Origin of the sequence: Paraburkholderia sp. BL27I4N3 (genome assembly GCF_003386115.1) — a bacterium.
In the GTDB taxonomy this organism is placed as follows: domain Bacteria; phylum Pseudomonadota; class Gammaproteobacteria; order Burkholderiales; family Burkholderiaceae; genus Paraburkholderia.
Genome location: NZ_QREJ01000002.1, coordinates 274,764 through 299,504 on the forward strand (window position 1 = coordinate 274,764; position 24,741 = coordinate 299,504).

A 24,741-nucleotide genomic window follows, 5' to 3' on the forward strand; every position below is an offset into this window, starting at 1 on the left:
TATTGTCCGGGATAAGGCAATCAGGAGATGAGGAGACATGCACGTCGAGCAAGCAGCTATTGGGGTAACCAAACGAAGTAAGGTACGGTACTTCACGCTTGGAATGATTTTCTTCGCCACCGCAATTAACCTGGGTGATCGGGCAAGTCTCTCGATCACGGGCTCGGCTATCGCTTCGGACCTAGGTATCGGACCAGTTCAACTCGGCTACGTCTTTTCGGCGTTCGCGTGGTCCTATGTCATAGGGCAGCTCCCCGGAGGTTGGTTGCTGGACCGATTCGGGTCTCTGCGGGTCTACGGTACTAGTCTTTTCGTCTGGTCGCTTGTCACATTTTTACAAGGATTTATCAGCTTTGCCGGACCCGCGTATGGCATTGTTAGCTTGACCTTGCTCCGGTTCTTACTGGGACTCGTCGAAGCACCGGTTTATCCTGCGAATAGTCGAATCGTCTCTGCCTGGTTTCCTGTGCATGAACGTGGTCTCGCCAGTTCTATTTACAACTCGTCTCAATACCTCGCGGTTATTCTCTTCACCCCTTTGATGGGAACGTTGACCCACTTGGCAGGATGGCAGTACGTATTCTGGTTTATGGGTGCGCTAGGCATGATAACGAGTGTGATCTGGTTCTGCGTTATGCGAGAGCCGCGAGATCATCCTTGGATAAACCGTGAGGAGATTGACTTTATCGAACACGGCGGTGCGCTGACTTCCATTGACGATTCCCGCAGTAAAAAAGGGAGTGGAGGGCTTCATCACATCGGAAAGTTGCTCGCGAACCGGATGTTGGTGGGTATCTATCTTGGTCAATATTGTATTGCAGCGTTGCAATATTTTTTCATAAGCTGGTTTCCAATTTATCTGGTCAAGGGCAGGGGCGTGAATATTATGGAGGTCGGCTTTATCGCGGTGTTGCCCGGGCTATGCGGGCTCGCTGGCGGCATCCTCGGCGGACTGACTTCCGACACGCTCGTGCGACGCGGATTCTCGCTGACGACCGCTCGTAAAACACCGTTTATATTCGGAATGTTGCTTGGCACTACTTTAGTGCTCTGCAACTTTACAACATCAATCGTCGCCATCGCTTTGCTGATGTCGATAGCAATTTTTGGAAAAGGTTTTGGGGCGATCGGCTGGGCCCTGGTCGCCGATACTGCACCGAAGGAAATATCTGGCATCGCTGGAGCAATTTTCAATATCTTTGGAAACCTCGCTGGAATCGTCACTCCCATTGTAATCGGCTACACCTTGCAGGAGACCCACTCTTTTACCGTGGCTATGTACTTCGTCGCTGCTCACGCAGTGTTAGGCGCGCTCAGTTATTTGCTCATAGTAGGACCAATCAAGCCAATCAAGATATAACTGAAAGAAGTTGGCAATATATCTCCGGTTCTGATCTGTAGTTCGCGCGCGGTTTGCGAATCGGTCAGCGGACGCGGCAATTTCAGTACCGCGGTCATATTCGCCGGAACTCTCGTCTTTTATAAAACGAAAAGAGAGAATGCTTTTTCCGGATTGAATCAGGAACAAATTAGGAAGATACGTCTTTGGCACCGGCCTAAAAACTCGACTTTTGCTGTGTTACTCAAGTTGTCTGTGGATAGTGTTGACCGCGACAGCGCGGAGACGATGAGGAGTATCGTTGCTGCGACGAATAATTCGAAATTGCACTGGTACCTGATTTGACCTGGAAAAGATGCGCTACCTGCCGTATGACGCGGGAAACTTATAAAGTGAAGCGGGGAGGGAAATAAAAGTGCATTTGACTGAGTTTACTGTGCCGGACATCGGCGATTACAAGGGGCGGCGGCCAGCCGTTCATCGCGAATCCGGATCTCGTGCGCCGCTTCGAAGTGGACGCGGCGCTCGACGCGCCGGGCCCGGAAGGCTATACCGACTATCCGATGCTAGAAACGGCGGAATAAGCGGGTTGAGCGAAAACAGCGGCTTCGGCCGCTGTTTTTGCGTTTACAGGCGCTCTTTCAAATACTTCGCCGTGTGGCTCGCTGCGACGTTGGCGACTTCGCGCGGCGTGCCGCAGGCCACCATCGTGTCGCCTTCGTCGCCGGCGCCGGGGCCGATCTCGAGCACCCAGTCGCTGTTGTCGCCGCGACGCGCATGTCGTGTTCCACCACGATCACCGTGTTGCCCGCATCGACCAGTCCCTGCAGTTGCGTCATCAGCCGGTCGACGTCGGCGGGATGCAGGCCGGTGGTCGGCTCGTCGAGGATATAGAGATAGAGCGAGTCGCCCCGTTGCGCGCGCTGGAACTCGGTTGCGAGCTTGATGCGCTGCGCTTCGCCGCCGGACAGTTCCGTCGCGGGCTGGCCGAGCCGCAGATAACCGAGCTCAATGTCCTGCAGTACCTTGAGCGCGCGCATCATCTGCGGTTCGGCGGCGAAGAAATCATAGGCGGTATCGACCGCCATGCTGAGCACTTGCGCGATATTCCTGCCGCCCCATTCGATTTCGAGCGTCTCCGCGCTGTAGCGCGTGCCGTGGCAGGTCGAGCAGGGCGCGTACACCATCGGCAGGAACAGCAGTTCGACGCTGACGAAGCCTTCGCGACTCTCCATGCGCTGTCCGTAGGTGCTTACCAGTCGATCCGGTGCTTTTCTTCCGTTTCGCGATGACGCTCGTCGTCGGGGGTATGCAGGTAGGGGGTCGTGCTCGTCAACGATGCATGGCGGAGGTTGTCGCGAACGGTCCGCAGATCATTGCCGCCGTCTGCCATGTGTGAGCCGGCCGTGTGTCGTAGCTAGTGAGCCGGAGGCCTGCTCGAGCAGATCCGCCTGTGTCGCGTCACTGTCGCCACGCAGCCGGGGTCGTCCGGCCGCACCTGCAAAAATATCCTTGACGATGGTGTGCAGCGCGGCGCGCGTGAGCGGCTTCATGGATTTGCCCAGGGGCAGGACGAGCGGTGTGTCTTCGTGCCGTGAGGGCAGGGTGGACAGACCTCGCTTGCGCCGGTAGCGCCCGAGTTCCACCATCATTTCGGCAGAGGCCGGCACCAGCCCCTCCTTGTCGCCCTTGCCGAGGACTTCGAGCCACCAGCGGTCGTGACCGTCCGCATCACGCCGGCAGAAGAAACAGCCCATCGTGTTGCTGCCAACCTCCGAGATCCGCAGGCCGCCGAGATAGAACAGTGTGAACAGCCAACGCGCGCGCAGATAGCGCTCGCGCTCGCGGGCGTGTCCTTCGGCAGACTCTCGATATAGGCCTTCACGTCGTGCCACAACTCGCGGTCGAGGTAGCGGTGATGCGAGGCTTCGAGCGGCGGGCGCGCTCGCGCGACAGCGACAGGGGGTTACCGGCCAGATACCCGGCCTGCACCAGCCACGAAAACAGCACGTTCAGGATGACCATCGCCTGCCGGGCGCTGGCAGGGGACAGTGGGCCGTAGAAAGGTCTCCAGCGCGCGTCGCCGCGCGGATGCTTGCGACCCCTGCCCGAGACCCATGTTGCGGCGGGCCGCGGGTCTGCGAGAAAACGCTGATAGCGGACAAAGTCCTCGTGGGTGAGTGACGACAGCGGTTTGCCTGGCTGCACGAGCGACCGGAGCAGCAGCCGCTCGGCTTCCTTGCGGTAGCTGTCGAAGGTCGTCGGCTTGTCGGCAAAGCGCGCGAGCCATGCCTGTATTGCCTCCAGGTCATTTGCCGCCGCAATCTGCGCGTGGCCGCCGATCGCGCGGTTCGATCCCGTGCGACCGTCGAGCGCCGCAGGGATAGAGAGCGTTTCGAGCGGAGCGGGTTGCAGCGCGACGCCGCTGCGGGCGGCCGAATTCGACATGAGGGTGAGCTTTTCCGGGAAGCGCGTCGAGGCGCAATAGCAGACGAACTTGCGTGGTAATTTTCAACAAATTAGCCGTAATGTCAAAAAGTGATTGTTGAATGGTCGGAAACAGTGCGGTGTACGTAGTAATATTGTTCAACATTTTTCATTCTGAACCCTCATAAGTGACGCCCTATCAGCCGATGCGGCGCTGGCTGCCGATATCGAGCGCCTGAAGGCTGAATTCCCCAAGACCCGCGAGCTGTACCGCGAGGTTTGCGCACTACTGTTCGTCCGCCATGGCATCACGCCGACCGCGAACCGGCTGTACCAGCTCGTGAAGCGGGGCAGCATGAGCACGCCGACCGCCGTGCTCGGCGAGTTCTGGACGGAACTGCGCGAGAAGAGCCGCGTGCGTATCGAGTATCCCGACCTGCCCGCCGATCTCGGGGCCGCCGCCGGCGAACTGGTCGCGACCCTCTGGACGCGCGCTACGGCGTCAGCCGCAATGGCGCTGGATGCGCTGCGCGCCGAGGTCGAGGCGCAGCGGGCCAAATCGCAGCAGTTAGTCATCGCTTCCCGCGGCGAACTGGGTCGCGTCGAGACTGCACTCGAGCAGCGCACCGCTGCGCTACTGGCGGCGCAGGTTGAAGTCCGCGAACTGGAAAAGGCGCAGGCCGAGGGCCACGCGTCGCGCCAGTGGCTCGAGGTGTAAGTGAGCCGGTTAAAAGCCGAAGCGGCGGCGCGCGACCGCGAACTGGACAAGGTGCGCGAAAACTTCTCACGGGATCTCGAAAAAACTGCGCGAGACCGCGGAACGCGCCGACGAGCGCCTGCGCGCTACGGAAAAGCGCGCGCTGCTCGAAATCGATAGGGATCGCGGCGCGATCGCGAAGCTACGGAAGGAACTCGATGAAGCGACATGGCGAGCCGACCGGCGCGAGGCTGACCAACGCCGTGCGGTCGAGGCGAAGCAGACGCAGCTCGGCGACGCACGCCACCATGCGGGCGTGCTGCAGGGGCGACTCGATGCGGTGCAGGCTACAAATGAGACGCTGCAAGTACAGCCGGCGGCACGACGCGAGGCGGACTGCACACCCCCGCAGCCCGCGCGAAAAGCGCGCCCGCCCGCCAGTCCGTGGCCCGCCCGGCACGAACACCAGGCCCTGCACGCGAGGTCCCGCCAGCTTCCGTGCCATCCGGCAAGACCGCGGCGCGCCCGAAGAAACGGGGGTAGGCGCAATGAAACAAAAACCTGGCGTGCGCAAAGTGCGGTCCGGGCGAGCCGGGGGCAAGGCGCCCGCCTGCCCGCCAATCGGCGCGCTGATGCGCTATGGCGAGCGGATCGTGCGCGTGATTGCCGAAGCGAGCGGCCAGCGAGTGATCATCGAGTCGGTCAACGACGATGGCCGTGCCTTCCGCAGCACGGTGAAATGGATTAGCCTGAGTGCTCTTCACGATCAACTCTTCTGAGCGCGATGACGATGCAGCCGATCATGCAGCAACTCGATATCTTGGCTGACAGCCGCGACGTGATGTTGCGCAACGACGTGCTCGGGCAGTTGCTAAGGCGTGATGGGGCGGCCGCGCGAGAGTCTCTGGACCGGCTGGCCGCTGAATATCCGGACGACGGCGCGTTTCCCGCGATGAGCGTGCTGGCCCGCGAACTGGAGCGTACACCGGTGGCGCCGTTTGCGGATCACGCGGCACTAGCCGTTGCCCGCCGTCACCTCGAGAATGAAGTGGTGCCCGCCGTGCGGCGGGTGATACCCGCGCAGACCGTTTGCGCATGGCTGACGCCGTGCTGGTCGGCGCTGGCGCAGCGGGCCGCAGCCCTGGCGTTTTGCGGCGCCGATGCCGGGAATCACGCCGCACCGTTGTGGTTGCGGGCAGGCGAGTGGGCGGCTGCACGCAAAGCTGTCGACGGCATTGAGTCGTGGAGGCGCATTCCGGCCCCGCTCGCATGGATGACGGAGGCGCGCTACCGGACAAGCGGACTGGATGACGCGTGGCCATTGCTGACCGAGCTGGCGTGGCTGGCACCTGGCCGGTTCGCCGCCTTGCTGCCCGAATTGGGCGACGCGTCGCTTGACGCGCTACGGCGGCGTTTTGACGGAGAATTCCCCGGCACGGGCGCGATGGAAGACTACGCGTGGTTCCCGGCCTGGTTGCTGGTGGTCAAGCCGGCGCTGGTAGGCAGACTGGGCGAGGCGCGCGTGCAGCGTGACGTGATGTTCTCACGTGCGACGGCCTTGCGCCGGGAGCACGAAGGCGACCAGCATGAACTGGTGGGCCTGCGCCAGGAACTCAGCCGGCTGCATGAAGGCCTGTTTGGCGTCTATATGGCAACGCGGAGAGTGCGACACCCCTGATCGACGCAAGGCCGCAAATGGCGGCATCGAGCAGTCGGCTGGGCATCCGTCATTGTCTCCGCACTGCGGAGACAATGACGGGGAACGGCCGCTTGTCCGGGACTGATGGTCCTGAAGACGGCAGGCGCCGGCCTACCAGACAGTCTTACCCGCTACACGCATCTGAACCAGAGATATGAACGACCTGACGCCTGCTGCCTTGTTTGATGAAGTCCGACGACTGATCGATTCGGCGCGCGAGCGGGCCGCCGTCGCGATCAACGCGGAACTGACGCTGTAGTACTGGCAGGTGGGGCATCGTGTTCAGGCAGAGGTGTCGCGAGGTTCCCGTGCGGAATCCGACACGGCGGTTTCGCGACTTAAGAGCCTTCTGGAAGGGGCGTCGCAGCACTAGATCTGCGCAGTGTCTCAACGATCAGCTCGCGGAGCCAACGGTTCCCCTCGTCGTTGTCGAAAGTCGCATGCCAGAGCACTGAGGACTCGATAGCAGGAAATTCTACCGGCAACGGATAGATCGAGAACTTACCTGTTTCATTGAACACGCGTGCGACGCCGCGAGGCAACGTAACCATCCAGTCAGTGCGTTGAAGGATCTGCGGAATGACTGTGAAATGCGGCACGCGCAGCGCAATGTGGCGATGCAGGCCGCGTGCCCGCAGCGCCTCGTCGATTTCCAGGTGGCTGCTGTCGCTCGACGCGACGGCCACGTGTGCCAACTCCAGAAACTTCTGCCGCGACAATTGACGGGCAGGCAATCCGGGCCGCTTGCGCGTCATGCACGCATACTGCTCATGAAACAGAAGGGCCGACTTTGTCACCGGTTGGAGCGCAGATAGATTCCCTATCGCAAAATCCAGTTGTCCCAGGCGCAGCTTCTCCTCGATATCCGCAAACGACACCTGCTCAGCCGCTATCCGCACCAGCGGCGCCACGCGTTGCAACTTCTCGCAGATGGGTGGCAGAAATACCTGCTCCCCGATATCGGACATCGATAGACGAAATTCCCGTGAGCTCGTCGCGGGATCGAAACGTTCCCCATGACGCAATGTCTCGCGGATCGATGCAATCGCGCGACTGAGCGGCGCAGCCAGTTGTTCGGCCCTCGGCGTCGGCAGCATGCCTTCCGGTGTTCGTGCAAATAGTGGATCGTCGAACAATGCACGCAAGCGCCCCAACGCATAACTGACCGCTGGCTGGGACAGCCCGAGCTGTTGCCCGGCACGCGTGAGGCTGCGTTCCTCGAGGATCACCTGGAACACGCGCAGCAGGTTCAGGTCGACCTTATTAAAATCAGTCATGTTTATGGGCCACCCATAATTGATTAATTTGACGGATATACTACCCGAACCTAGACTCGGCCTCATACATAGGAGAGGCACGAGCACATGGGACTTATCGAAACCCTCGTCGAACCGCGTACTAGTCCGGACCAAGGGCGTGCTGCACAGCGCACCTTGCCGGCGCTGCTGGCGGCGCGCGCTGCTCGCAACGGCACTGCGCCGCTGTTCTCGGATCGTGCGACTACGTGGACGGCTTCCGAGGCTCTTGCAAGCGCTGCGCGCCGCGCCGGCGCACTCGCCGCGCAAGGCGTCGGGCGCGGTGACCGCGTCGCGCTGCTGTGCGGGAACCGCGTCGAATTCATGGAGATCGTGCTCGGCTGCGGCTGGCTCGGCGCGGTGGTCGTGCCGATCAATACCGCATCGCGCGGGCTGCAGCTGGAACATATTCTGCGTAACTGCGGCGCACGGTTGCTCGTGGCGGAAGCGCATCTCGTCGACGTCGTTCACGCACTCGACGCGCAGAATCTGCCGCTGGAAACGATCTGGCTCATCGACGAACCTGCGGTGGATGCACCGAGCTCTACGTACACCACGATCGCGATGCCGCCGGCAGACGAGCCCATTGCACCCGCCGCGCTCACCGATGGCGATCCGTTCGCGGTGCTGTACACATCCGGGACTTCGGGGCTGTCGAAGGGAGCGATCTGCCCGCACGCGCAGTTCTATTGGTGGGGGCATTACACCGCGCGTGACCTCGGCGTCGCGGCAGGAGATGTGCTCTACACGTGCCTGCCGCTGTTTCACACGAATGCGCTCAACAGCTTTTTTCAGGCGTTGATTCACGATGCCGAACTCGTCGTCGACCGGCGTTTTTCTGCTAGCGGATTTTTCGATGCGTTGGTTGAAACGCGCGCCACGGTGACCTACGTGCTCGGTGCGATGGTGCCGATCCTGCTCAGCCGGCCGGTCGCGGCGAGCGAGCGCGAGCATCGGGTGCGCGTGGCGCTGGCGCCGGGCGTACCGGGCCATTTCCAGCACGAATTTACGACGCGCTGCGGCATTGCGCTGGTCGACGGCTACGGCTCGACGGAGACCAATTGCGTGATCAGCGGCGCGAGCGGCGCGCAGCGTCCGGGCTACATGGGCAAGCTCATGGCAGGTTTCGATGCCCGCGTCGTCGACGAACACGACCGGCCGCTTCCGGATGGCGAAGCGGGCGAACTGATCCTGCGCGCCGACACGCCGTTTGCGTTCGCGAGCGGCTATCTGGGAATGCCGGAGAAAACGGTGGAGGCATGGCGCAACCTCTGGTTTCATACGGGCGATCGCGTGGTGCGCGACGCCGATGGTTATTACCGTTTCGTCGACCGTCTGAAAGACACGATCCGCCGCCGCGGCGAGAACGTTTCCTCCTTTGAAGTCGAGCAAGTGCTGCTGAGCCATCCGTCAGTCGAGACGGCGGCCGTCTTCGCGGTGAAGTCGGCGCTCGCTGAAGATGAAGTCATGGCCGCAGTCGTGCTGCGTGACGGCGAGACGCTCGAACCGCTCGACCTGATTCGCTACTGCGAACCGCGCCTGCCGTATTTCGCCGTGCCGCGTTATCTCGACTTCGCGCGAGACCTGCCGAAGACCGAGAACGGCAAGATCCAGAAATTCAAGTTGCGCGAGACCGGTGTCACGGCGACGACCTGGGATCTCGATGCGTCGGGATACCGGCTCAGGCGCTGACGACATCAAACACCCCGTCGCTTACTGGTCGCGCCCGGCGCGAGTACGGCACGGCAGAAGCATCCACAACATCGAGTGCGTCGACAGATGCACAGCTGGAGGCACAGATGGCAAGCACGCGAACGTTTTCTGCCGCAAGCACCCGCCACGATGACGCGGCGGCCGCGCCAGCCGGCTCGGTCGACCCCAAGTCGCTGCGGCGCATTGTCTTCGCATCGGTCGTGGGCAATGCGCTCGAGTGGTATGACTTTTTTCTCTACAGCACGGCGGCAGCCCTCGTGTTCGGCGCACTGTTTTTCCCGAAGGGCACGGATCCGCTCGTCGGCACCCTTGCCGCGTTCGCTGGCTTCGCCGTCGGCTTCGCGGCGCGGCCGTTCGGCGGCGTGTTGTTCGGCCATATCGGCGATCGTTACGGCCGCAAGGGCGCACTGGTATGGACGCTGTCGATCATGGGGGCCGCAACGTTCCTGATTGGCTTCCTGCCGACCTACGCGCAAGTCGGCCTGTGGGCGCCGGCGTTGCTGCTGGTTCTGCGTCTGCTGCAAGGCGTCGCCGCCGGCGGCGAATGGGGCGGAGGCGTGCTGATGATCAGCGAGTCGGCGCCGCCCGAGAAGCGTGGCTATTACGCGGCGTGGAGCCAGATCGGCGTGGGCGGCGGCTTCGTGTTGTCGGCGGCGGTGTTCTTTCTCGTGCAGATGCTGCCAAAGGACGCTTTCATGATCTGGGGATGGCGCATCCCGTTCCTGTTGTCGATCGTCATTTTCGGTGTCGGCGTGTATGTCCGTTCGAAGCTGCCGGAGAGCGCCGAGTTCGCGAAGGCCGAAGCGGCCGGCAAGAAAGCGCGCATGCCGGTGCTCGAAGTGATCCGCAAGCACCCGAAGGAGATCCTGATGGCGATGGGCCTGCGCGTTGCGGAGAACGGCGGCTCATACATCGTGCTCGCCTTTTCGCTGGTGTACGGCAAGTTCATCGGCGTGCCCAATCAGATCATGCTGGCTGGCGTGATCGTGTCGATGACCCTCGAACTCGGCACGATGCTGCTGTGGGGGCGGTTGTCCGACCGCATCGGCCGCAAGCCCGTGTACATGATCGGCGCGGTGGGTTTCGTGGTGATCGCGTTTCCGTTCTTCTGGCTGATCGGCAGCAAGGTGCCGGCGCTGATCTGGCTCGCGTTCCTGCTGGGTAACGCGGTTTGCCATGGCGCGATGATCGGCACGCAGCCGAGCCTGATGGGCGAACTGTTCAGTACGGAAGTCCGTTATTCGGGCATGGCGTTGGGACACGAAATTGCGTCGGTATTCGCGGGCGGTCTGTCGCCGCTGCTTGCGACCGCGCTGCTCGCGCATTATCACGCGGCCTGGCCGGTGGCGTTGTTGCTGACCGCGATGGGCATGATCACGGTGATCTCGCTGCTGTTCACGCACGAGACCGTGGGCCGGCGGGCGCGTTGACGCCCGCCATGAGGATTCCTGATATGCAACCCAACTCATTCGACAACGTCGTGCTGACGGCCGGCGTGGAAGTGCCATACCAGCGCCAGGCGCGCGCGGCGTCAACGGGAGATCTGCTCGCGCAGGCGTTCGGCGCGGCCTTCGCCCAGTCGGGATTTTCGGCGAAGGACATCGACGGACTGGGGGTGGCGTCGTTCACGCTCGCACCCGATCACGCGATCGACCTTGCGTGGCGACTCGGCCTGAGCCCGCGCTGGTGCATGGACGATTGCCACGGCGGCGCGAGCGCCATCAACCTGCTGCAGCATGCGATCCGCGCGATTCAGCACGGCGACGCGAATGTGATTGCCCTGGTATCCGGCGACCGTTTCGAGCCAGCGGATTTTAAACAACTGGTCGAGCATTACAACCTGACGACGCGCACCTGGCTGCGTCCACTGGAGAACGGCGGCCCGAACAGTCTGTTCGCCATGCTCACGCAGCGTCACGCGAAGCGGTACGGTCTGACGCGCCGCGATTATGGCGCGCTATGTGTCGCACAACGCGCATGGGCGGCGTTGAACCCGCATGCGGTCTACCGCACGCCGTTGACGATCGACGCCTATCTCGACGCGCCGATCGTCGCCGAGCCGCTGGGCCGCTTCGACTGCGTGCCGGTGGTGTGCGGCGCTAATGCCGTGATCGTCGCCCGCGCCGACCTGGTGCGTAACGCGAAGAACGTGCGCGTGCGCGCGCTGCAATGTCGCTACAACCCGGACCAACAGGCGGGCGACGGCCTGCAGACTTCGTTGGCGGCGCTTGCCGGCGATCTGTGGCGGCAGGCCAGCGCGACGCCGGAGGACATGGACGTGGTGTCCGTCTACGACGACTACCCCGTTATGACGCTGGTGCAGCTCGCCGATCTTGGCTTCGCGCGCGACGGCGACCTGCGCGGCTTGATCTCTCGCATCGGCTCGCGCACGCTCGCCGTCAACACATCGGGTGGGCAACTCTCCGCGGGACAGGCCGGCGCCGCGGGCGGCATGCACGGCCTCGTCGAGGCGATCACGCAATTGCGCGGTGCGGCAGGCGAGCGGCAGGTGGCCAACGCGCACCTGGCGGTCGTGAGCGGCTACGGCATGGTCGAGTATCGCTACGGGATGTGCGCGAATGCCGTCGTACTCGAAAGCGATCGGCGAGGTGCGCAATGACACTTAAGGTATTTCGGTGCGCGCAGTGCGAGACGACGCTATTCCCGGCTCGGTATTTTTGCCCCGCATGCGGCGGCGGCGAGTGGAGTGAGTGTGCAGTGGAACGCGGCAGCGTCGCCGAATCGACCGTTGTGCGGCATCGCGTCGGCGCGCAGGGTGGTGGCGATGTGCATCTCGCCAGCGTGGTGACGAGCGCCGGGCCCATCGTCATCGCGCGACTCGAGGCTGCCATGCAGTCCGGCGAGTCGGTGAGTCTCGACGTGGACGATGCCGGTCGTATCGTCGGCCGCGCGGTTTGGGGCGCTGCGCCATCGAGTGCGGACGCAGGCACAAAGCAAGGTACAACGTTCGGAGATCGTGATGCGGATTGATGGCTGTGTAGCGTTTGTGAGCGGAGCCAATCGCGGGCTCGGCGCGTGTTTCGTCAGGAAGCTCCTGGAGCAGGGCGCGCGCAAGGTGTACGCAGGCGCGCGGGATATCAACGTGCTGAGCGACTTTGACCCACGCGTCGTACCAGTCGCACTCGACATTACGAATGCGGAGCAGGTGGCGCGCGCGGCCGCTCTGGCGAGCGATGCGAACCTTCTCGTCAACAATGCCGGCATCAACCGTCTCGAGCCTGTGCTCGCCGCACCCGACCTGAATGCGGCCCGGGCCGAGATGGAAGTCAACTACTTCGGCACCCTGAACATGATCCGGGCGTTCGCGCCGTCGCTGCGACTGAGTGGCGGAGCGATCATGAATGTGTCGTCGATTCTCGCACGCGTCGCGTTGCCGGCCATGGCGTCGCTCTGCGCGTCGAAGGCGGCTGCTCTTCGGATGACCGAAGCCGTACGCGCGGAGCTTGCGCCGCATGGGATGCGCGTGCTGGCGATTCTGCCGGGTGCGATCGACACCGACATGAGCCGCGATTTTCCTCCGCCGAAGATTCCTGTTGCCGACGTCGTTGATGCGGCTTTTGCGGCGCTCAGGGACGGGGGCGACGAAGTCTATGTCGGCGCCATGGCCCAACAGATCGCAGCCGGCCTGGCGACTGACCGGCAGGCCGTGCAGTTGAGTCTCGCACGCGGCGCGTGAGAAAACGGTTGGTGATTGCCGCAACTCTTCAAGAAGGAAAGGAACGGATCATGAGTGGTGAGTTCATCCAGATCGATGCGGGCAACGGACAGGCGTTTTCTGCCTACATGGCGAAACCCAGGCAAGGTTCGGGGCCTGGACTGATCCTGTTGCAGGAGATTTTCGGTATCAACGGATACATGAAGGCGATGGCGGACCGCTTTGCGGAGGAAGGCTACGTGGTGCTGGTGCCGGATCTGTTCTGGCGCATGCAGCGGCGCGTCGAACTCGGGTACGGCGAAGAGGACTTTGCCGCCGCGCTCGACTACAACGCGCGACTCGACCTTGGACTCGCGGTCGAGGACATCGCCTCGACCCTCACCGCGTTGCGCGCGTTGCCGCAACAGGCAGGCAAGGTTGGTGCGCTTGGATACTGCCTCGGCGGGAAGCTGGCGATGCTTGCCGCCGCCCGGACCGAGATCGATTGCGCGGTGAGCTATTACGGTGTTGGCCTCGACGCGTTTCTGGACGAGGTGCCCTCGATCCGCTGTCCGATGGTGTTCCATTTTGCGGGTCGGGATGCGCTATGCCTACCCGCGATGCGCGAGAAGATCCAGGCGGCATTCAGCACGAATCCACGTATTGAGCAGTACGTGTACCCCGATTGCGATCACGCCTTTGCGACCCCGGAGCGCGAGCACTTCGACAAACCGGCCGCGATGATGGCGTATTCGCGCTCGCTTGCGATGCTGCGCAAGGTGCTGGGGCCGATCCACGACCTGAACGCGTTGTGGGATTTGCACTGCCACTATGAATTCGCCACGCGCGACGTCAACGCGATCATGCCGACCATGGTCGCCGAGCCGTACGTCAACCACGTTCCGACGATGACCGGCGGAGTCGGCCACGACGAGCTCAAGCGTTTCTACAAATACCACTTTGTCGACGCGAATCCCGACGATACGCGGCTCATTCCGTTGTCCCGCACCATTGGTTCGGATCGGATCGTCGACGAGTTCGTGTTCTGCGCAACCCATGATCGCGAGATCGACTGGTTGTTGCCGGGGCTGGCACCTACCGGCAGATACATCGAGATTCCGATGCTTGCCGTCGTGTGCTTTCGGGGCGACAAACTCTACAACGAGCATATCTATTGGGATCAGGCTTCCGTGCTCGTGCAGATCGGCGTGCTCGATCCAACAGGGCTGCCCATTGCTGGGATTGAAACCGCCAGGAAGATGGTCGATGAAAACTTGCCAGGCAACACGCTGATGCGCAATTGGGCGTCCAGCGAGGGCAAGCCGGTCTGACCCACGATCAAGCGCTGCCTGCTTCAATAAAAAGTGGGCAGCAAAAGTCGGGAAGTCGAGCAATTCATCTTCCCACATGTTTTCTATTTATTTCGGTATGCAAATCAAAACGTAAGATAACTGACCAAGGAAAAATCGTGAAGAAGCTGCTCGCCGCTTTTCCCGCAATGCTATTCATCAGTCTTGGAGCTCATGCCCAAAGCAGCGTGATGATCTACGGCATCGTAGACGACGGACTGACCTGGTCGAGCAATCAGGGCGGCAAGAGCGCCTGGCAGATGCAGGGCAGCATCTCGCAAGGCAATCGGTGGGGGCTCAGAGGCGTGGAAGACCTGGGCGGCGGCACGACGGCAATCTTCCGGCTCGAGAGCGGCTTTAACGTCAACACTGGCGCGTTGAGTCAAGGCGGCCGGCTATTCGGCCGGCTGGCCTATGTGGGCCTGTCCGACAACCGTTACGGCACGCTGACACTCGGGCGGCAGGGCGAGGAAGTGGGCGACTATATCGGTGTGTTGTCCGCCAATGGCACTTTGCCAGGCGGGATCCTGTTTCCTCATCCTGGAGATCTGGATAACAACGGCGTCGATTTTCACCTGCAAAACGCCGTCAAGTACGTGTCGCCGACCATTGCCGGCTTCACGGGTGTCGCCACCTATAGCTTCGGCGGCGTCGCGGGTGATTTTGCGCGCTACGGTGCGAAATCCTTCGCGCTTCAGTACGTGAACGGCAATCTGCAGGTGGTGGGCGCTTATACGTCGATCGACCATCCGGCCACCGCCGTATCGGAGGGGGTGTGGACGGCCGCCAACACGGTCGACGGCAACTACGGTCTTGCGGCCGGTAGCTACAAGGTGTTCGGCTTCGGCGCCGCCTACGCGTTCGGTGCGGCAAAGATCAGCGCCGACTGGACTCACACGCAATTCGGCGACCTCGACCCCACCGTGGGTGCGAAGATTGGCGGACACGTGACCTTCAATATCGGCGAAGTCGTGGCCAGTTACATGGTGACCCCGGCGCTGCAACTTGGCGTGGCGTACAGCTATACCGAAGGCAACGTTTCCGCAACCGGGCAGGAGCCGCGCTATCACGAGGTGGACGCGAGCGCGGACTATTTCCTGTCGAAGAGCACCGACGTGTACGGGTCCGCCACGTATATGCGCGCCGGAGGCGGCGCGGTCGCCGATCTTGCGCCTGTTTTGCAAGCATCGAGTTCAGCGAATCAGATTGAGCTGCGGATCGGGATTCGGAAGAAGTTCTAGCTCTCGCGGCGGTCGGCGGGGCATGGAGGCCTATTGGGGAATTTTCCCGCCAGCAAGCTCCCGTAGCTTTGCGGCCCGTCTTCTAATTTAAGCCTCGAGAGACAGTACCAAAGCAAAGCGGCATTGCTGGCAATCACAGGAACGCCGATGTTGCGCTCGATCTCCTCGATCACTCCACTAACTCGAATCCCCGCGCAACTAATCAGGAGCGCATCGAAATTGCCGCGCAATGTGACGGCAAGGTTCAGCCATTGCCGTGGCGCAATCATGGCCTGATCGAATGGCGTCGCGCAGGGCTTGCCCCTGCTCTGCGTGACCTCGATGCCCCTGCTCGCAAAGTAGTCGATTTCCGCAGCAACCACTTCGTCACGATACGGCGTTAGCAGCGCGATCTTCCTTGCACTGACAGCGGCAAGCCCGGCCAACACCGCTTCAATCGTGTTGACCGCCGATATGCCCGTGGACGCTTCTATCCGCCGGTTGATCTGCTCCGATCCACACACCACGCCGGCCGCGGTGCAATTCAGCGCAATGAGATCGACTTTCGCATCGGCGAGCAGGGCAGCATGGACTTCCAGGTTGGCGATAATGGCCTTGTCCGATTCAATCGACGTGTCTCGAAACGGAAGCCTCGTCGTCAGAAATTGCACACCGTTTGGCGCCATTCTCTGGATTTCATAGTCGCACAGACCGCCGGATGGATAGAGATGTCCAATCCGCGCTTTGTCCCCGAAGCCGTCGCTCATTGTTAGCTTTCCAAAGACACGTTCACCGAATTGGCTCGCGTGACGGTTTGCTCAGGGCTGCGCGTCAGCGCAATCGCCGCGCCGGCAACCAGCGCGGCGGCCGAGAAGGCGAAGAAGTTCCATTTGACGTCGGCACCTTGCGCCGCCAGATACGCGCCGACCATGGGGCCGCTCATCGCGCCGAAGCGGCCGATGCCGACGGCCCAACCGGTCGCGCTGGCACGCGCATGGGAACGGTAGTAGTTGGCGATGAACCCGAGCTGAACCATCGCCACGCCGATGCTGCCGAAGCCCGCGAGCGCGACGAGGACATAGTTCATCAGCAGACTGCTTTTGATTGCCAGGCCGGAAATCGCCAGTGCACCAATGACGTATCCGCAGACGATGGTTTTGCGCGCACCCAGACGATCGCTGATCCGTCCGATCAGAATCCCGCCGATCGCGGACGACAGCATGAACACGGCGAGGAAGGAGAGGCTGGGGCCCAGGTCGTAGCCGAGTTTGCGCATCAGTTGCGGCAGCCAAGTGCCGAGCCCATAGATCACCATGACCGCGGCAACCTGAGCGACCCAGAGACTGATCGTGGCCCACGCGTTCTGTCGGGAGAAAACCTCGCCGAACACCGCCGCAACGGACGGCTTCGGCAATGCCCGGCGTGCCGCCCGGTCAAGCAACGCAGCATTGATACCAAGTCGGCCTGCCAGAACTTTGGCGCGCGTGGTTTTGCCGCGTGCCATCAGGAAGTCGAGCGATTCCGGCAGCAGATACATCAGGAAAGGAACCACGATCAGCGGACTCGCGCCGAGCGCCACGACGAAGCGCCATCCATGCGAACCCAGAAACGCCATACCGATGACCGCCGAGAGCAATGCGCCGATGGAGTACCCCGAATACATCAAAGCGAAATTGAGGTTCCGCTTGTTGGGCGGTGAGTACTCGACCGTCAACGCAGCTGCCGCCGAGATAACGCCACCGAGGCCGAGACCGCCAACGAAGCGCGTAACCGAAAAGATGAACGGTGTTGGAGACGAGGCCGCGCCCAGCATCGACAGCGAAAACAGCGCGACGCAACTGATCAGAAGCAGCTTTCGTCCGACGAGGTCGCTGACGACGCTGATGAAGTAGGAGCCGAACAGGGTACCGAACAGCGCGGCGCTGCCCATCGCGCCGATTTCGATCGGCGTGAGTTTCCACGCCTGATCCGCGAGCAGGGAGGGGACGATGGTTCCCATGACCCCGATGTCATAACCTTCCGCAACGATCGAGAGAAAGCAAAGCAACAGCACGAGATAAGTGGTTCTGGCCGGCGGATCGAACGAATGCGGTTCTGAACTATCGGATAGCGCTGCCATTCGGGCACCTCGGGTGGTTAGCACGCGACGGATTTTGGATGATCAGAGAGCGTATGCGTGGCGAACGACGGCCGAATCACCTCAATCGGCACAACGACGCTATCGGCGGGTGCGGTTCCGTCGGTACGCAACTCCGCAGTCTGATGCCTGAGCGAGAGCGTCCAGCGCTACGGCTCAAATACAGAATGACATTCTTTATTCGAGAATGTCAAAGCATTTCAAAAAAACGCATCGAACGCCGCTTTGCTCGCGCCCGTCTGCATCGTGTCGGAGTCGGGTATCTATGCATCATTCCGTTGCGCAGATCGATGGCGCATGCGTGCGGTCCGCAGAAATATTCGACATAAAGGCTTGACATGGGCCTTTTGCGAAAACAGAATGACATTCATTATTCAAGATTCTTCCCCTTTGAGGATTCCGCTCATGATCGAGACCCCCGCTCCTGAAGGCACTTTGACCGCGCGTTACGCGCATCTTGGCTCGGGCCTGATTCCGGTCGAACCCTATATCTCAGCCGAATACTACGAGCGCGAAAAAGCGCACATCTTCAAGAAGACGTGGCTACAGGTCGGCCGGGTCGAGGAAATCCCGGAGGCCGGCGACTACTTCGTCAAGAAACTGGACGCCTGCGACACGGAAATCATCGTGGTCAGAAACAAGCAGGGCGAAATTCGCGCGATGCACAACGTCTGCTCGCATCGCCTGAATCAGATTGCGTACGACAAAACGGGCCACACGCGAAAATTCTTTTGCAAGTTTCATGGCTGGGCCTACGATCTGGACGGCAAGCTCACGGGTGTGCCGGACGAACAGTGTTTTTTCGGGCTCGATTTCAACGACTACGCGCTGACTCGCGCCGCCTGCGACGTCTGGCAGGGTTTCATCTTCGTCAATATGGACCCGCAGCCGAAGATGTCGTTGAACGACTTCATGAAGCCCATGTATGGCGACGTCGAAGGCTACCCATTCGACAAAATGACAGTGGGCTTCGCGTGGGAAACGGTCGTCGACTGCAACTGGAAGCTGGCGTTGGACGCGTTCCAGGAGGCCTATCACGTTGCCTACGTGCACGGCAATTCGATCGCGGATGCGATCGACAGGAGTGCCGGCGGCAGCATGCCGCCGCTCGACGCACTGTGCGGCGATTTTCATCGACGCCTCTCGCTGGCGGGCAACCAGAAGTCCGTCTATGGCAACCCGAAGGCCGTCACTTCCGGCGGCGCCGCCGCTGCCGAAGCCTTATCCGATGCCGGCGCCAAACGGCCGCTTGCGGCCGCGGCGCTGCGCGCGGGCATCGGCAGTGCGCGTCACGCCTTCCCGCTCGACGCATTGCCCGCGGGCGTGAACTGGACCAAAAGCCCGAACTGGCTATTCGATATCAACGTGGTGTTCCCCGACTTCTATCTGTCGCTGCGGCCCAACTACTGTCAGGCCTATAACTTCCGCCCGATCGCGCACAACAAGACCCTGCTCGAAGCGCGTGTGTACTACCCGGAGATGACCACGCCCGGCGGACGCTTCTTCCTCGAATACATGAAGGTGGCGCTGCGGGACGTGCTGCTCGAAGACCTGAGCACGCTCGAGCGCACGCAACGGGCGGCGGAAACGGGCGTCAAGAAATTCATGGTGCTGCAAGACAACGAATTGCTGGTGCGTCACAGCTACCACGTCATCGAACGTTTATTGGCCGAAGCAGAAGCGACCGCGGAGTAAAAGTCATGGAAGAAAAAGTTATCGTCATCGCAAGCCGGAAGGGCGCCGCCGCAGCCGGCTCGTCCACCCGAGCGGCGCTGCCCGCGGCGTTCGACGAACTCAGCCGTTTTGTCGAGCTGTGGTCGCTGTCCACCGAGACTGAGCGCACGACTCAGCGTCACACCGTCGGCATGGATGCCATCGTCGAGTTCAAGGACGCGATGTTGCCACGGGTCGACGACATCGTTGCGTGGCTCAATCAATATGAACTCGCCCATTTGCCCGGAGACGCCAGGTCGTTGATGTACATGCTGCTGTCCTTTGCGGAAATTGCCCCAGCGGTGGAGTTCTATCAGCAACCGGCCGTCATCGACGGATACGATCCGCGCCGCTTTATCGCCGATGAGACTTTCTCGATGCGGCCTCCTATCTGACACTCATCGAACGCTATTAGCACAAGGAAACAGATCATGCCCAAGTGCCGCATATTTGGAATCGACGACGGTCTCAAGCAGGTCGTAGCCGACGGTCTCTACATGAAAACGATGATCGGCCAGACCATGAGCGTCGCGGTGATCAAGTTCGTCGAAACGGCGGGCCGCGATCTGCCCGCGAAGGCGCACGATCATGGCGAAGAGGCCTCCTTGCAGGTGCGAGGCGCATGCTCGATCTTCGAGGTTCATGCTGACGGCCGCGAAGTTGAACGCGAGATGAACGCCGGAGAAGGCATGATCATCCCGGCCGGCTTGAGCCACTACGGAGTGAACCGCTTCGAAGGCGCGGGCATGAGCATGCGGCTCAACGTGGTCACGCCGCCGCGAGCGGAGTATGGCGGCGGGGATGACACGCCGTATTATCCGTTGGCAGGCCGGGAGCAAGCATCGTGAGCAAAGCGATGACTTCCGTGACGTCGGCCGCGCGTATCGATGACGTAAGCGGTGTTGCAGGCCCGATACATTGCACGCTGCTCCCTTCCGTCGCCGGTGCAGACCCGGCGGCTGGCCTGGCGCCTGAGAGACAGTCCGCCAACGGCGCGGCGCTGGCCGCGTCGACGCAGGTGCTGCGGGCGGGGGACATGGTCGACTACCCGGCCCATGTGCTCGGTGAAGAAATGGGCGCGGTACTCGATGGATGCGTCGACATCGTCGCGGCGGATGAGCATTATGTGCTTTCCGCAGGGGAGGCGATTCTGATCCCGCCGGGCGAAGCGCGTCGCTACCAGTGTCTCTCGCAGCACTGCGTGCTGTATCGGGTCACGGTGCGCACGGACCCGGACGGGGAGCGGCAGTCATGAGTGCTTCCTCTCATATCGCTGTCGTTGGGGCGGGCCATGCGGGCGGTCGGCTCGTCCAGCATCTGCGGGCGCTGGGCCACACCGGGCGCCTCACCCTCATTGGGGAAGAGGCACACGCCCCTTACGAGCGGCCGGCGCTTTCCAAGGATCTGCTGCTCGGCGCGAGCACGAAAGAAAACCTCGAACTCACGCCCGCCGGATTCTGGTCGAGCGATTCGCTGGCGGCCGCCGGTATCGAACGGATTCGCGCAACGGCGGACGCACTGAATGTCGACACGCGGAGTCTGCGTCTGAATGACGGTCGAAGCGTCGATTTCGATTTGCTGGTGGTCGCCACCGGAGGTGCCGCAAAGCGTCCATCGTTCATGACGAAACAGATCGAGGGCGTTCATGTGCTCAGAACGCTCGACGATTGCCTCGCCCTTCGCGCGTCGCTGGCGGGTTGTCGCAAGCTTGCGATCATCGGCGCCGGTGTGATCGGCATGGAAGTCGCGTCCACTGCGGTGTCGCTCGGTGTTCTGGTGACCGTGCTCGAGACGGGCACCGGCATCATGAGCCGCTGCCTCCCTCCAATCGTGGCCACATGGCTCGCGCAACAACACGTCGCACGCGGCGTCGACGTGAAGACTGGGGTGAGCGTGGCTGACATCACGCATGCCGACCAGACGAAAGCGGATGCGCTTGCGTTGCGTATCAGCGCAATGCGCGACGGCGAGCCCTTATATATCGACGCGGACTGTGTGCTCGTCGCCATCGGTGTCGATTGCAATCCAGTCTTTCTGCGCGGCTTGGGCGTGTCGGACGAACGTGGCGTCGCAGTCGATGCGTTCTGCCGGAGTCCGGCCATGCCGTGGCTCTACGCTGCCGGCGATGTGGCTTGCACGCTCGACAGTCAGTCGAGCCGGTACGTGCGGCAGGAAACCTGGCGCAATGCGGAAAACCAGGCTCGCGCGGTCGCGGAGATCATTCTCGGGAGAGCGGAGCCTTATCGCGAGACGCAGTGGATGTGGACAGATCAACTCGGGCACGCGATTCAGGTGACCGGAATACCCGAGGCGGGCGACGCCGTGATCGTGCGAGGCGCGCTGGAGTCGGGAAGCGCGACCGTTATCGCGCTGCGCGACGGCTGCGTGAGCTCCGGCGTGACGATCAATCAGAGCCGCGACCGGCGTCATCTGGAAAGCCTTGTACGGAGCCGCAAACGTGTCGATTCAGAACGGCTTGGCGACGAGTCGATTTCGCTGAAGGAGTTTGTCTGAGCCATGAAGACTGAAACGCTACCGTCAGAAAAGGCCGCGCTCATGTCCCTGGAGGCGCGTGTTACGAGGCTCGAGGCAATCGATGCGATTCGCGCGTTGAAGGCCCGCTATGCGGCGCTTGCCGATGCAAAGTACACGAACGACTATCGGCGGCAACCGGAGCACGTCATGGCCGGCATCGCGCGGCAGCAGTCCGAGTGTTTTACCGAGCGCGCGGTGTGGATCGGCGGCGCTGGTTTCGGCGATGACCTGGCCGGCCGGGACATGCTGTTCGAGTGGTTCAAACGTTCACCCTGGCGCTTCGCCATGCATTACTACGTGAGCGAAACGCTCGCCTTTTCCGATGCAGACCATGCGGTCGGCACCTGGCGGCTTTGGCAACTAGCGCTGCGGGACGACGATGCGCGTGCCGTCATGCTGGGCGCCGTGACCGAGGAAAAGTACGAGCGGGCCGAGTCGGGCGACTGGTTGATCGGCGAAATGCGGTTCGCGCAACTGCACATGATGGAGCCGGACTCCGCGGTCTTTCCTCTCGCGAACGATTTCGGCTCGTTGACCGCGAAGCGCGTTCGCGACACGACGGCCGTTTGAGCGATCCCCTTAATAGCGGTGCTACGTGGCAAGACGAGCGCCGGCAGGAATTGATTTGACGGAAACACTATGACCAATTTCCAGACTGACCCGAGCGTGGCCGATTTCACGGCGAGCAAGGTGATTCCACTCTGTGCGAGCCGGGACGAAGGCGTCTCATCGGCACATGCCGCGTGCGCGGCAGCGTTGTCGATTGCCGAGAATCAGTGTCTCGTGCGCTCGAACGACTGGGTCAATGCAGAGTACAAGCATCTGATTCTCACCGCGCCGGAGTTGGCCCTGAATGCCCGTGCCGGCCAGTTTTTTCACCTCGCCTGTCCGCCGTCGAATGACGAAGTGCCGTACCTTCGCCGTCCGATGAGCATTTACTGCGTGGCGGTGGATGACCAGCGCATCGAGTTTCTTTACAAGGTCCAGGGAGTGGGTACGCGTGGCCTCGCGCAACTGCAATCGGGCGACACGCTCGACGCGCTGGGGCCGCTCGGCAAGGGCTTCGCATTGCCGCCGGCATCGTCCGGGACCGCACACGTTCTGCTGCTGGCGCGAGGCGTCGGATTGGCCACCATGGCGCCGCTCGCTCACGAGGCGATTGCAGCGAATGCCCGCGTGACGGCGATTCTCAGCGCGCGCAGCGCGTCGCTGATGATGTCAGTCGACTATCTGCGCGACGCCGGCGCCGAAGTCGTTGTCGTCACCGACGACGAGCAAACCAGCGATGTCGTGCAGGTCGAAAGCCTGGTCCGCCGTATTCACCAGGCGCAAAGCATCACCTTTGCCACGACGTGCGGATCGAACCGGCTGCTGACGATGCTGCAACGCGTGGCGGCCGAACTGAAGATCCCCGGTCAGGTCGCGCTCGAGCAGCACATGGGTTGCGCCATCGGCGCCTGCTACGCCTGTGTGCGCCCATTCCGCAAGCATGCCGCTTCAGACGAGTTGAGCTATCGGCGCGTGTGCTGGGACGGCCCGGTTTTCGATCTCCAGGAAACAACATCATGGTAGACCTTAGCGTCCAAATCGGCTCGCTCACGCTTGCCAATCCTGTTATGCCGGCATCGGGCACCTTCGCTGAGGGGACAGCCCAGGTGTTCGATCTGAACTGTCTGGGCGCGATCGTCACCAAGACGATTACGCACGACGTGCGCGAAGGCGTCCCGCCTCCCCGCGTCGCCGAGTTTCGCGATGCGACGCTGTTTTCGATCGGCATCCCGAGCAAGGGCAGTGATTTTTACGTCGAACAGACGGTGCCCTATTACCGTCGATACACGCCGCCGCTGGTTGCCAGCATCTCCGCGAACACCATCGATGAATTCGGCAGCCTCGCGGCGAGGATCAGTGTGCCGGGTGTTGCCGCGATCGAGGCCAACGTCTCCTGCCCGAATCTGAAAAAGAACGGCCAGGCATTCGGCATGGACCCGGAGGCGACTTATCAGGTGGTCAGGGCGATGAAGTCGGCCACCGGGCTGCCGATCTGGCCAAAGATGACGCCCAACGCGGGCAATGTGGTGGAAGTTGCTCTGGCGGCGGAAGCTGCGGGCGCGGATGCGTTGGTCGTCAGTAACGCGATCCTTGCGATGGCGATCGATGTCGAAACGTTCCGGCCGCGCCTCGCGAACGTCATGGGCGGATTAACCGGCGCCGCGACCAAACCGATCATGCTGCGCATTGCGTACCAGTGCGTGCAGGCCGTGAAGATTCCAGTGATCGGATGCGGCGGGATCGGCACCGCCGCCGACGCGCTGGAATTTCTGCTGGCCGGTTGCAGCGCGGTGCAGGTCGGTACGGCGAACTTCGTGTCGCCCACCGCCATGCCGCGCTTGATCGATGATCTCGACGCTTACTGCAAACGGCATGGCGTAGCGAAACTGACAGACCTGATCGGCGCGGTACGAATGCACGAGCCGGTCAAACTTCAGCAAAAGGTGGCCCTATGAACGCGGTGCACGAAATCAGGTCCGTGAGCGCATCGAGCTTTGTGCGCGACGAGGACGGATGGTATGCGGTTGGTAAGGTGAGCGAGGTGTTCGGCGCGCGCGCATGCCGCGGAATCGAACTGGAAGGCGTCAGGATCGGACTGTTCCGTGTCGATGGAGAAGTTCACGCTCTCGATGACATCTGCACGCATGGCGCCGCGCTGCTGAGCGACGGCGAATTCGAGGGCCACGAAATCGAGTGCCCGCTGCATGCGGGTCTGGTGGATGTACGTACGGGGCAGGCACGGTCCGCGCCGATCACTCGCGACACGCGGCGCCATGAGACGAAAATCGAGAGAGACGAACTTTTCGTTCGGTTGCGGGTATGAAGCATGACGACATCGAAGCGCAAGCCGCTTCGTCTTCAGGTCTTTCCTTGGGCCCGGGTGCGGATCGGCCGGCGAGTGCGGTCGTTCGTC

The 24,741-nt window shown here is 61.9% G+C and carries 23 protein-coding genes and 4 pseudogenes; 22 read left to right on the top strand and 5 right to left on the bottom strand.

The window, feature by feature from the left end:
* Window positions 1-37: 37 nt before the first annotated feature.
* Together B0G71_RS38510 and B0G71_RS42800 are read left to right on the top strand one after the other, a co-directional pair.
* A complete protein-coding gene (locus tag B0G71_RS38510) occupies window positions 38-1,360 on the top strand; it encodes an MFS transporter (protein WP_116149630.1) in 1,323 nt (440 codons plus the stop codon).
* A gap of 446 nt (window positions 1,361-1,806) precedes the next feature.
* A pseudogene (locus B0G71_RS42800) lies at window positions 1,807-1,923 on the top strand (alkene reductase); the annotation flags it as partial.
* 43 nt (window positions 1,924-1,966) lie between these two features.
* Here B0G71_RS42800 and B0G71_RS38520 read toward each other — a convergent pair.
* A pseudogene (locus B0G71_RS38520) lies at window positions 1,967-2,562 on the bottom strand (excinuclease ABC subunit A); the annotation flags it as partial.
* A 29-nt stretch (window positions 2,563-2,591) separates the two neighbouring features.
* A pseudogene (locus B0G71_RS38525) lies at window positions 2,592-3,787 on the bottom strand (tyrosine-type recombinase/integrase).
* A gap of 307 nt (window positions 3,788-4,094) precedes the next feature.
* On the opposite strand from B0G71_RS38525, the gene B0G71_RS42805 reads away from it, so the two are divergent.
* From B0G71_RS42805 to B0G71_RS38540, 3 genes are all read left to right on the top strand, one after another.
* Window positions 4,095-4,484, top strand: coding sequence for a DNA-binding protein (locus tag B0G71_RS42805; protein ID WP_404935503.1), 390 nt, complete (start codon window positions 4,095-4,097; stop codon window positions 4,482-4,484).
* Between the two features lie 527 nt (window positions 4,485-5,011).
* Window positions 5,012-5,242 carry a hypothetical protein gene (locus B0G71_RS38535; protein ID WP_116149632.1) on the top strand — a complete coding sequence of 77 codons (231 nt, stop codon included), beginning with the start codon at window positions 5,012-5,014 and terminating at the stop codon, window positions 5,240-5,242.
* A gap of 23 nt (window positions 5,243-5,265) precedes the next feature.
* Window positions 5,266-6,141: a hypothetical protein gene (locus B0G71_RS38540; protein WP_258875834.1), complete on the top strand. Its 876-nt coding sequence runs from the start codon at window positions 5,266-5,268 to the stop codon at window positions 6,139-6,141.
* A 359-nt stretch (window positions 6,142-6,500) separates the two neighbouring features.
* Here the strand turns inward: B0G71_RS38540 and B0G71_RS38545 are convergent, their stop codons facing one another.
* Entirely contained in the window at window positions 6,501-7,439 is a 939-nt protein-coding gene (locus tag B0G71_RS38545) for a LysR family transcriptional regulator (RefSeq protein ID WP_116149636.1), read from the bottom strand.
* A gap of 87 nt (window positions 7,440-7,526) precedes the next feature.
* Here B0G71_RS38545 and B0G71_RS38550 point away from each other — a divergent pair, with 87 nt between their 5' ends.
* The 8 genes and pseudogenes from B0G71_RS38550 to B0G71_RS38580 all read left to right on the top strand — a co-directional run bounded on the left by B0G71_RS38550 (window position 7,527) and on the right by B0G71_RS38580 (window position 15,415).
* A complete protein-coding gene (locus B0G71_RS38550) occupies window positions 7,527-9,149 on the top strand; it encodes an ATP-dependent acyl-CoA ligase (protein ID WP_181916965.1) in 1,623 nt (540 codons plus the stop codon).
* 95 nt (window positions 9,150-9,244) lie between these two features.
* The gene (locus tag B0G71_RS38555) at window positions 9,245-10,600 is read left to right on the top strand and encodes an MFS transporter (protein ID WP_258875863.1); all 1,356 of its coding nucleotides are present in this window, start codon (window positions 9,245-9,247) and stop codon (window positions 10,598-10,600) included.
* A gap of 23 nt (window positions 10,601-10,623) precedes the next feature.
* On the top strand, window positions 10,624-11,790 hold the full coding sequence (locus B0G71_RS38560; protein WP_116149640.1) for a thiolase family protein: 1,167 nt from the start codon (window positions 10,624-10,626) through the stop codon (window positions 11,788-11,790).
* Window positions 11,787-11,867: pseudogene (locus B0G71_RS42340) on the top strand (zinc ribbon domain-containing protein); the annotation flags it as partial. The gene B0G71_RS38560 and the pseudogene B0G71_RS42340, both read left to right, overlap by 4 nt.
* A 21-nt stretch (window positions 11,868-11,888) precedes the next feature.
* Window positions 11,889-12,161 carry a hypothetical protein gene (locus B0G71_RS38565; RefSeq protein WP_258875866.1) on the top strand — a complete coding sequence of 91 codons (273 nt, stop codon included), beginning with the start codon at window positions 11,889-11,891 and terminating at the stop codon, window positions 12,159-12,161.
* A complete protein-coding gene (locus B0G71_RS38570; protein WP_116149643.1) occupies window positions 12,151-12,867 on the top strand; it encodes an SDR family NAD(P)-dependent oxidoreductase in 717 nt (238 codons plus the stop codon). Before B0G71_RS38565 ends, B0G71_RS38570 begins: the two co-directional genes overlap by 11 nt.
* Window positions 12,868-12,917: 50 nt before the next feature.
* Window positions 12,918-14,156 (top strand): dienelactone hydrolase family protein, encoded by a 1,239-nt coding sequence (locus tag B0G71_RS38575; protein WP_116149997.1) that lies wholly within the window; start codon window positions 12,918-12,920, stop codon window positions 14,154-14,156.
* Window positions 14,157-14,293: 137 nt separating this feature from the next.
* Window positions 14,294-15,415: a porin gene (locus B0G71_RS38580; protein ID WP_258875835.1), complete on the top strand. Its 1,122-nt coding sequence runs from the start codon at window positions 14,294-14,296 to the stop codon at window positions 15,413-15,415.
* On the opposite strand, the gene B0G71_RS38585 is transcribed toward B0G71_RS38580, so the two are convergent.
* Both B0G71_RS38585 and B0G71_RS38590 read right to left on the bottom strand, forming a co-directional pair.
* Window positions 15,412-16,161: an aspartate/glutamate racemase family protein gene (locus tag B0G71_RS38585; RefSeq protein WP_116149645.1), complete on the bottom strand. Its 750-nt coding sequence runs from the start codon at window positions 16,159-16,161 to the stop codon at window positions 15,412-15,414. The two genes, B0G71_RS38580 and B0G71_RS38585, sit on opposite strands and share 4 nt — an antisense overlap.
* A gap of 2 nt (window positions 16,162-16,163) precedes the next feature.
* Window positions 16,164-17,513 (bottom strand): MFS transporter, encoded by a 1,350-nt coding sequence (locus B0G71_RS38590; protein ID WP_116149646.1) that lies wholly within the window; start codon window positions 17,511-17,513, stop codon window positions 16,164-16,166.
* Between the two features lie 423 nt (window positions 17,514-17,936).
* On the opposite strand from B0G71_RS38590, the gene B0G71_RS38595 reads away from it, so the two are divergent.
* From B0G71_RS38595 to B0G71_RS38635, 9 genes are all read left to right on the top strand, one after another.
* A complete protein-coding gene (locus B0G71_RS38595) occupies window positions 17,937-19,226 on the top strand; it encodes an aromatic ring-hydroxylating dioxygenase subunit alpha (RefSeq protein WP_116149648.1) in 1,290 nt (429 codons plus the stop codon).
* Window positions 19,227-19,231: 5 nt separating this feature from the next.
* Entirely contained in the window at window positions 19,232-19,639 is a 408-nt protein-coding gene (locus B0G71_RS38600; RefSeq protein ID WP_116149649.1) for a hypothetical protein, read from the top strand.
* 36 nt (window positions 19,640-19,675) lie between these two features.
* A complete protein-coding gene (locus B0G71_RS38605) occupies window positions 19,676-20,092 on the top strand; it encodes a cupin (protein ID WP_116149651.1) in 417 nt (138 codons plus the stop codon).
* An 8-nt stretch (window positions 20,093-20,100) separates the two neighbouring features.
* Complete coding sequence (locus B0G71_RS38610) at window positions 20,101-20,499, top strand: cupin domain-containing protein (RefSeq protein ID WP_116150000.1); 399 nt, start codon at window positions 20,101-20,103, stop codon at window positions 20,497-20,499.
* Window positions 20,496-21,758, top strand: coding sequence for an NAD(P)/FAD-dependent oxidoreductase (locus B0G71_RS38615; RefSeq protein ID WP_116149652.1), 1,263 nt, complete (start codon window positions 20,496-20,498; stop codon window positions 21,756-21,758). Before B0G71_RS38610 ends, B0G71_RS38615 begins: the two co-directional genes overlap by 4 nt.
* 42 nt (window positions 21,759-21,800) lie before the next feature.
* On the top strand, window positions 21,801-22,349 hold the full coding sequence (locus B0G71_RS38620; RefSeq protein WP_116150001.1) for a nuclear transport factor 2 family protein: 549 nt from the start codon (window positions 21,801-21,803) through the stop codon (window positions 22,347-22,349).
* 69 nt (window positions 22,350-22,418) lie between these two features.
* Window positions 22,419-23,351 carry a dihydroorotate dehydrogenase electron transfer subunit gene (locus tag B0G71_RS38625; protein WP_116149653.1) on the top strand — a complete coding sequence of 311 codons (933 nt, stop codon included), beginning with the start codon at window positions 22,419-22,421 and terminating at the stop codon, window positions 23,349-23,351.
* Window positions 23,345-24,283, top strand: a complete 939-nt coding sequence (locus B0G71_RS38630) for a dihydroorotate dehydrogenase (protein ID WP_116149655.1) — start codon at window positions 23,345-23,347, stop codon at window positions 24,281-24,283. Before B0G71_RS38625 ends, B0G71_RS38630 begins: the two co-directional genes overlap by 7 nt.
* Complete coding sequence (locus B0G71_RS38635) at window positions 24,280-24,651, top strand: non-heme iron oxygenase ferredoxin subunit (protein WP_116149656.1); 372 nt, start codon at window positions 24,280-24,282, stop codon at window positions 24,649-24,651. Before B0G71_RS38630 ends, B0G71_RS38635 begins: the two co-directional genes overlap by 4 nt.
* Window positions 24,652-24,741: the final 90 nt, after the last annotated feature.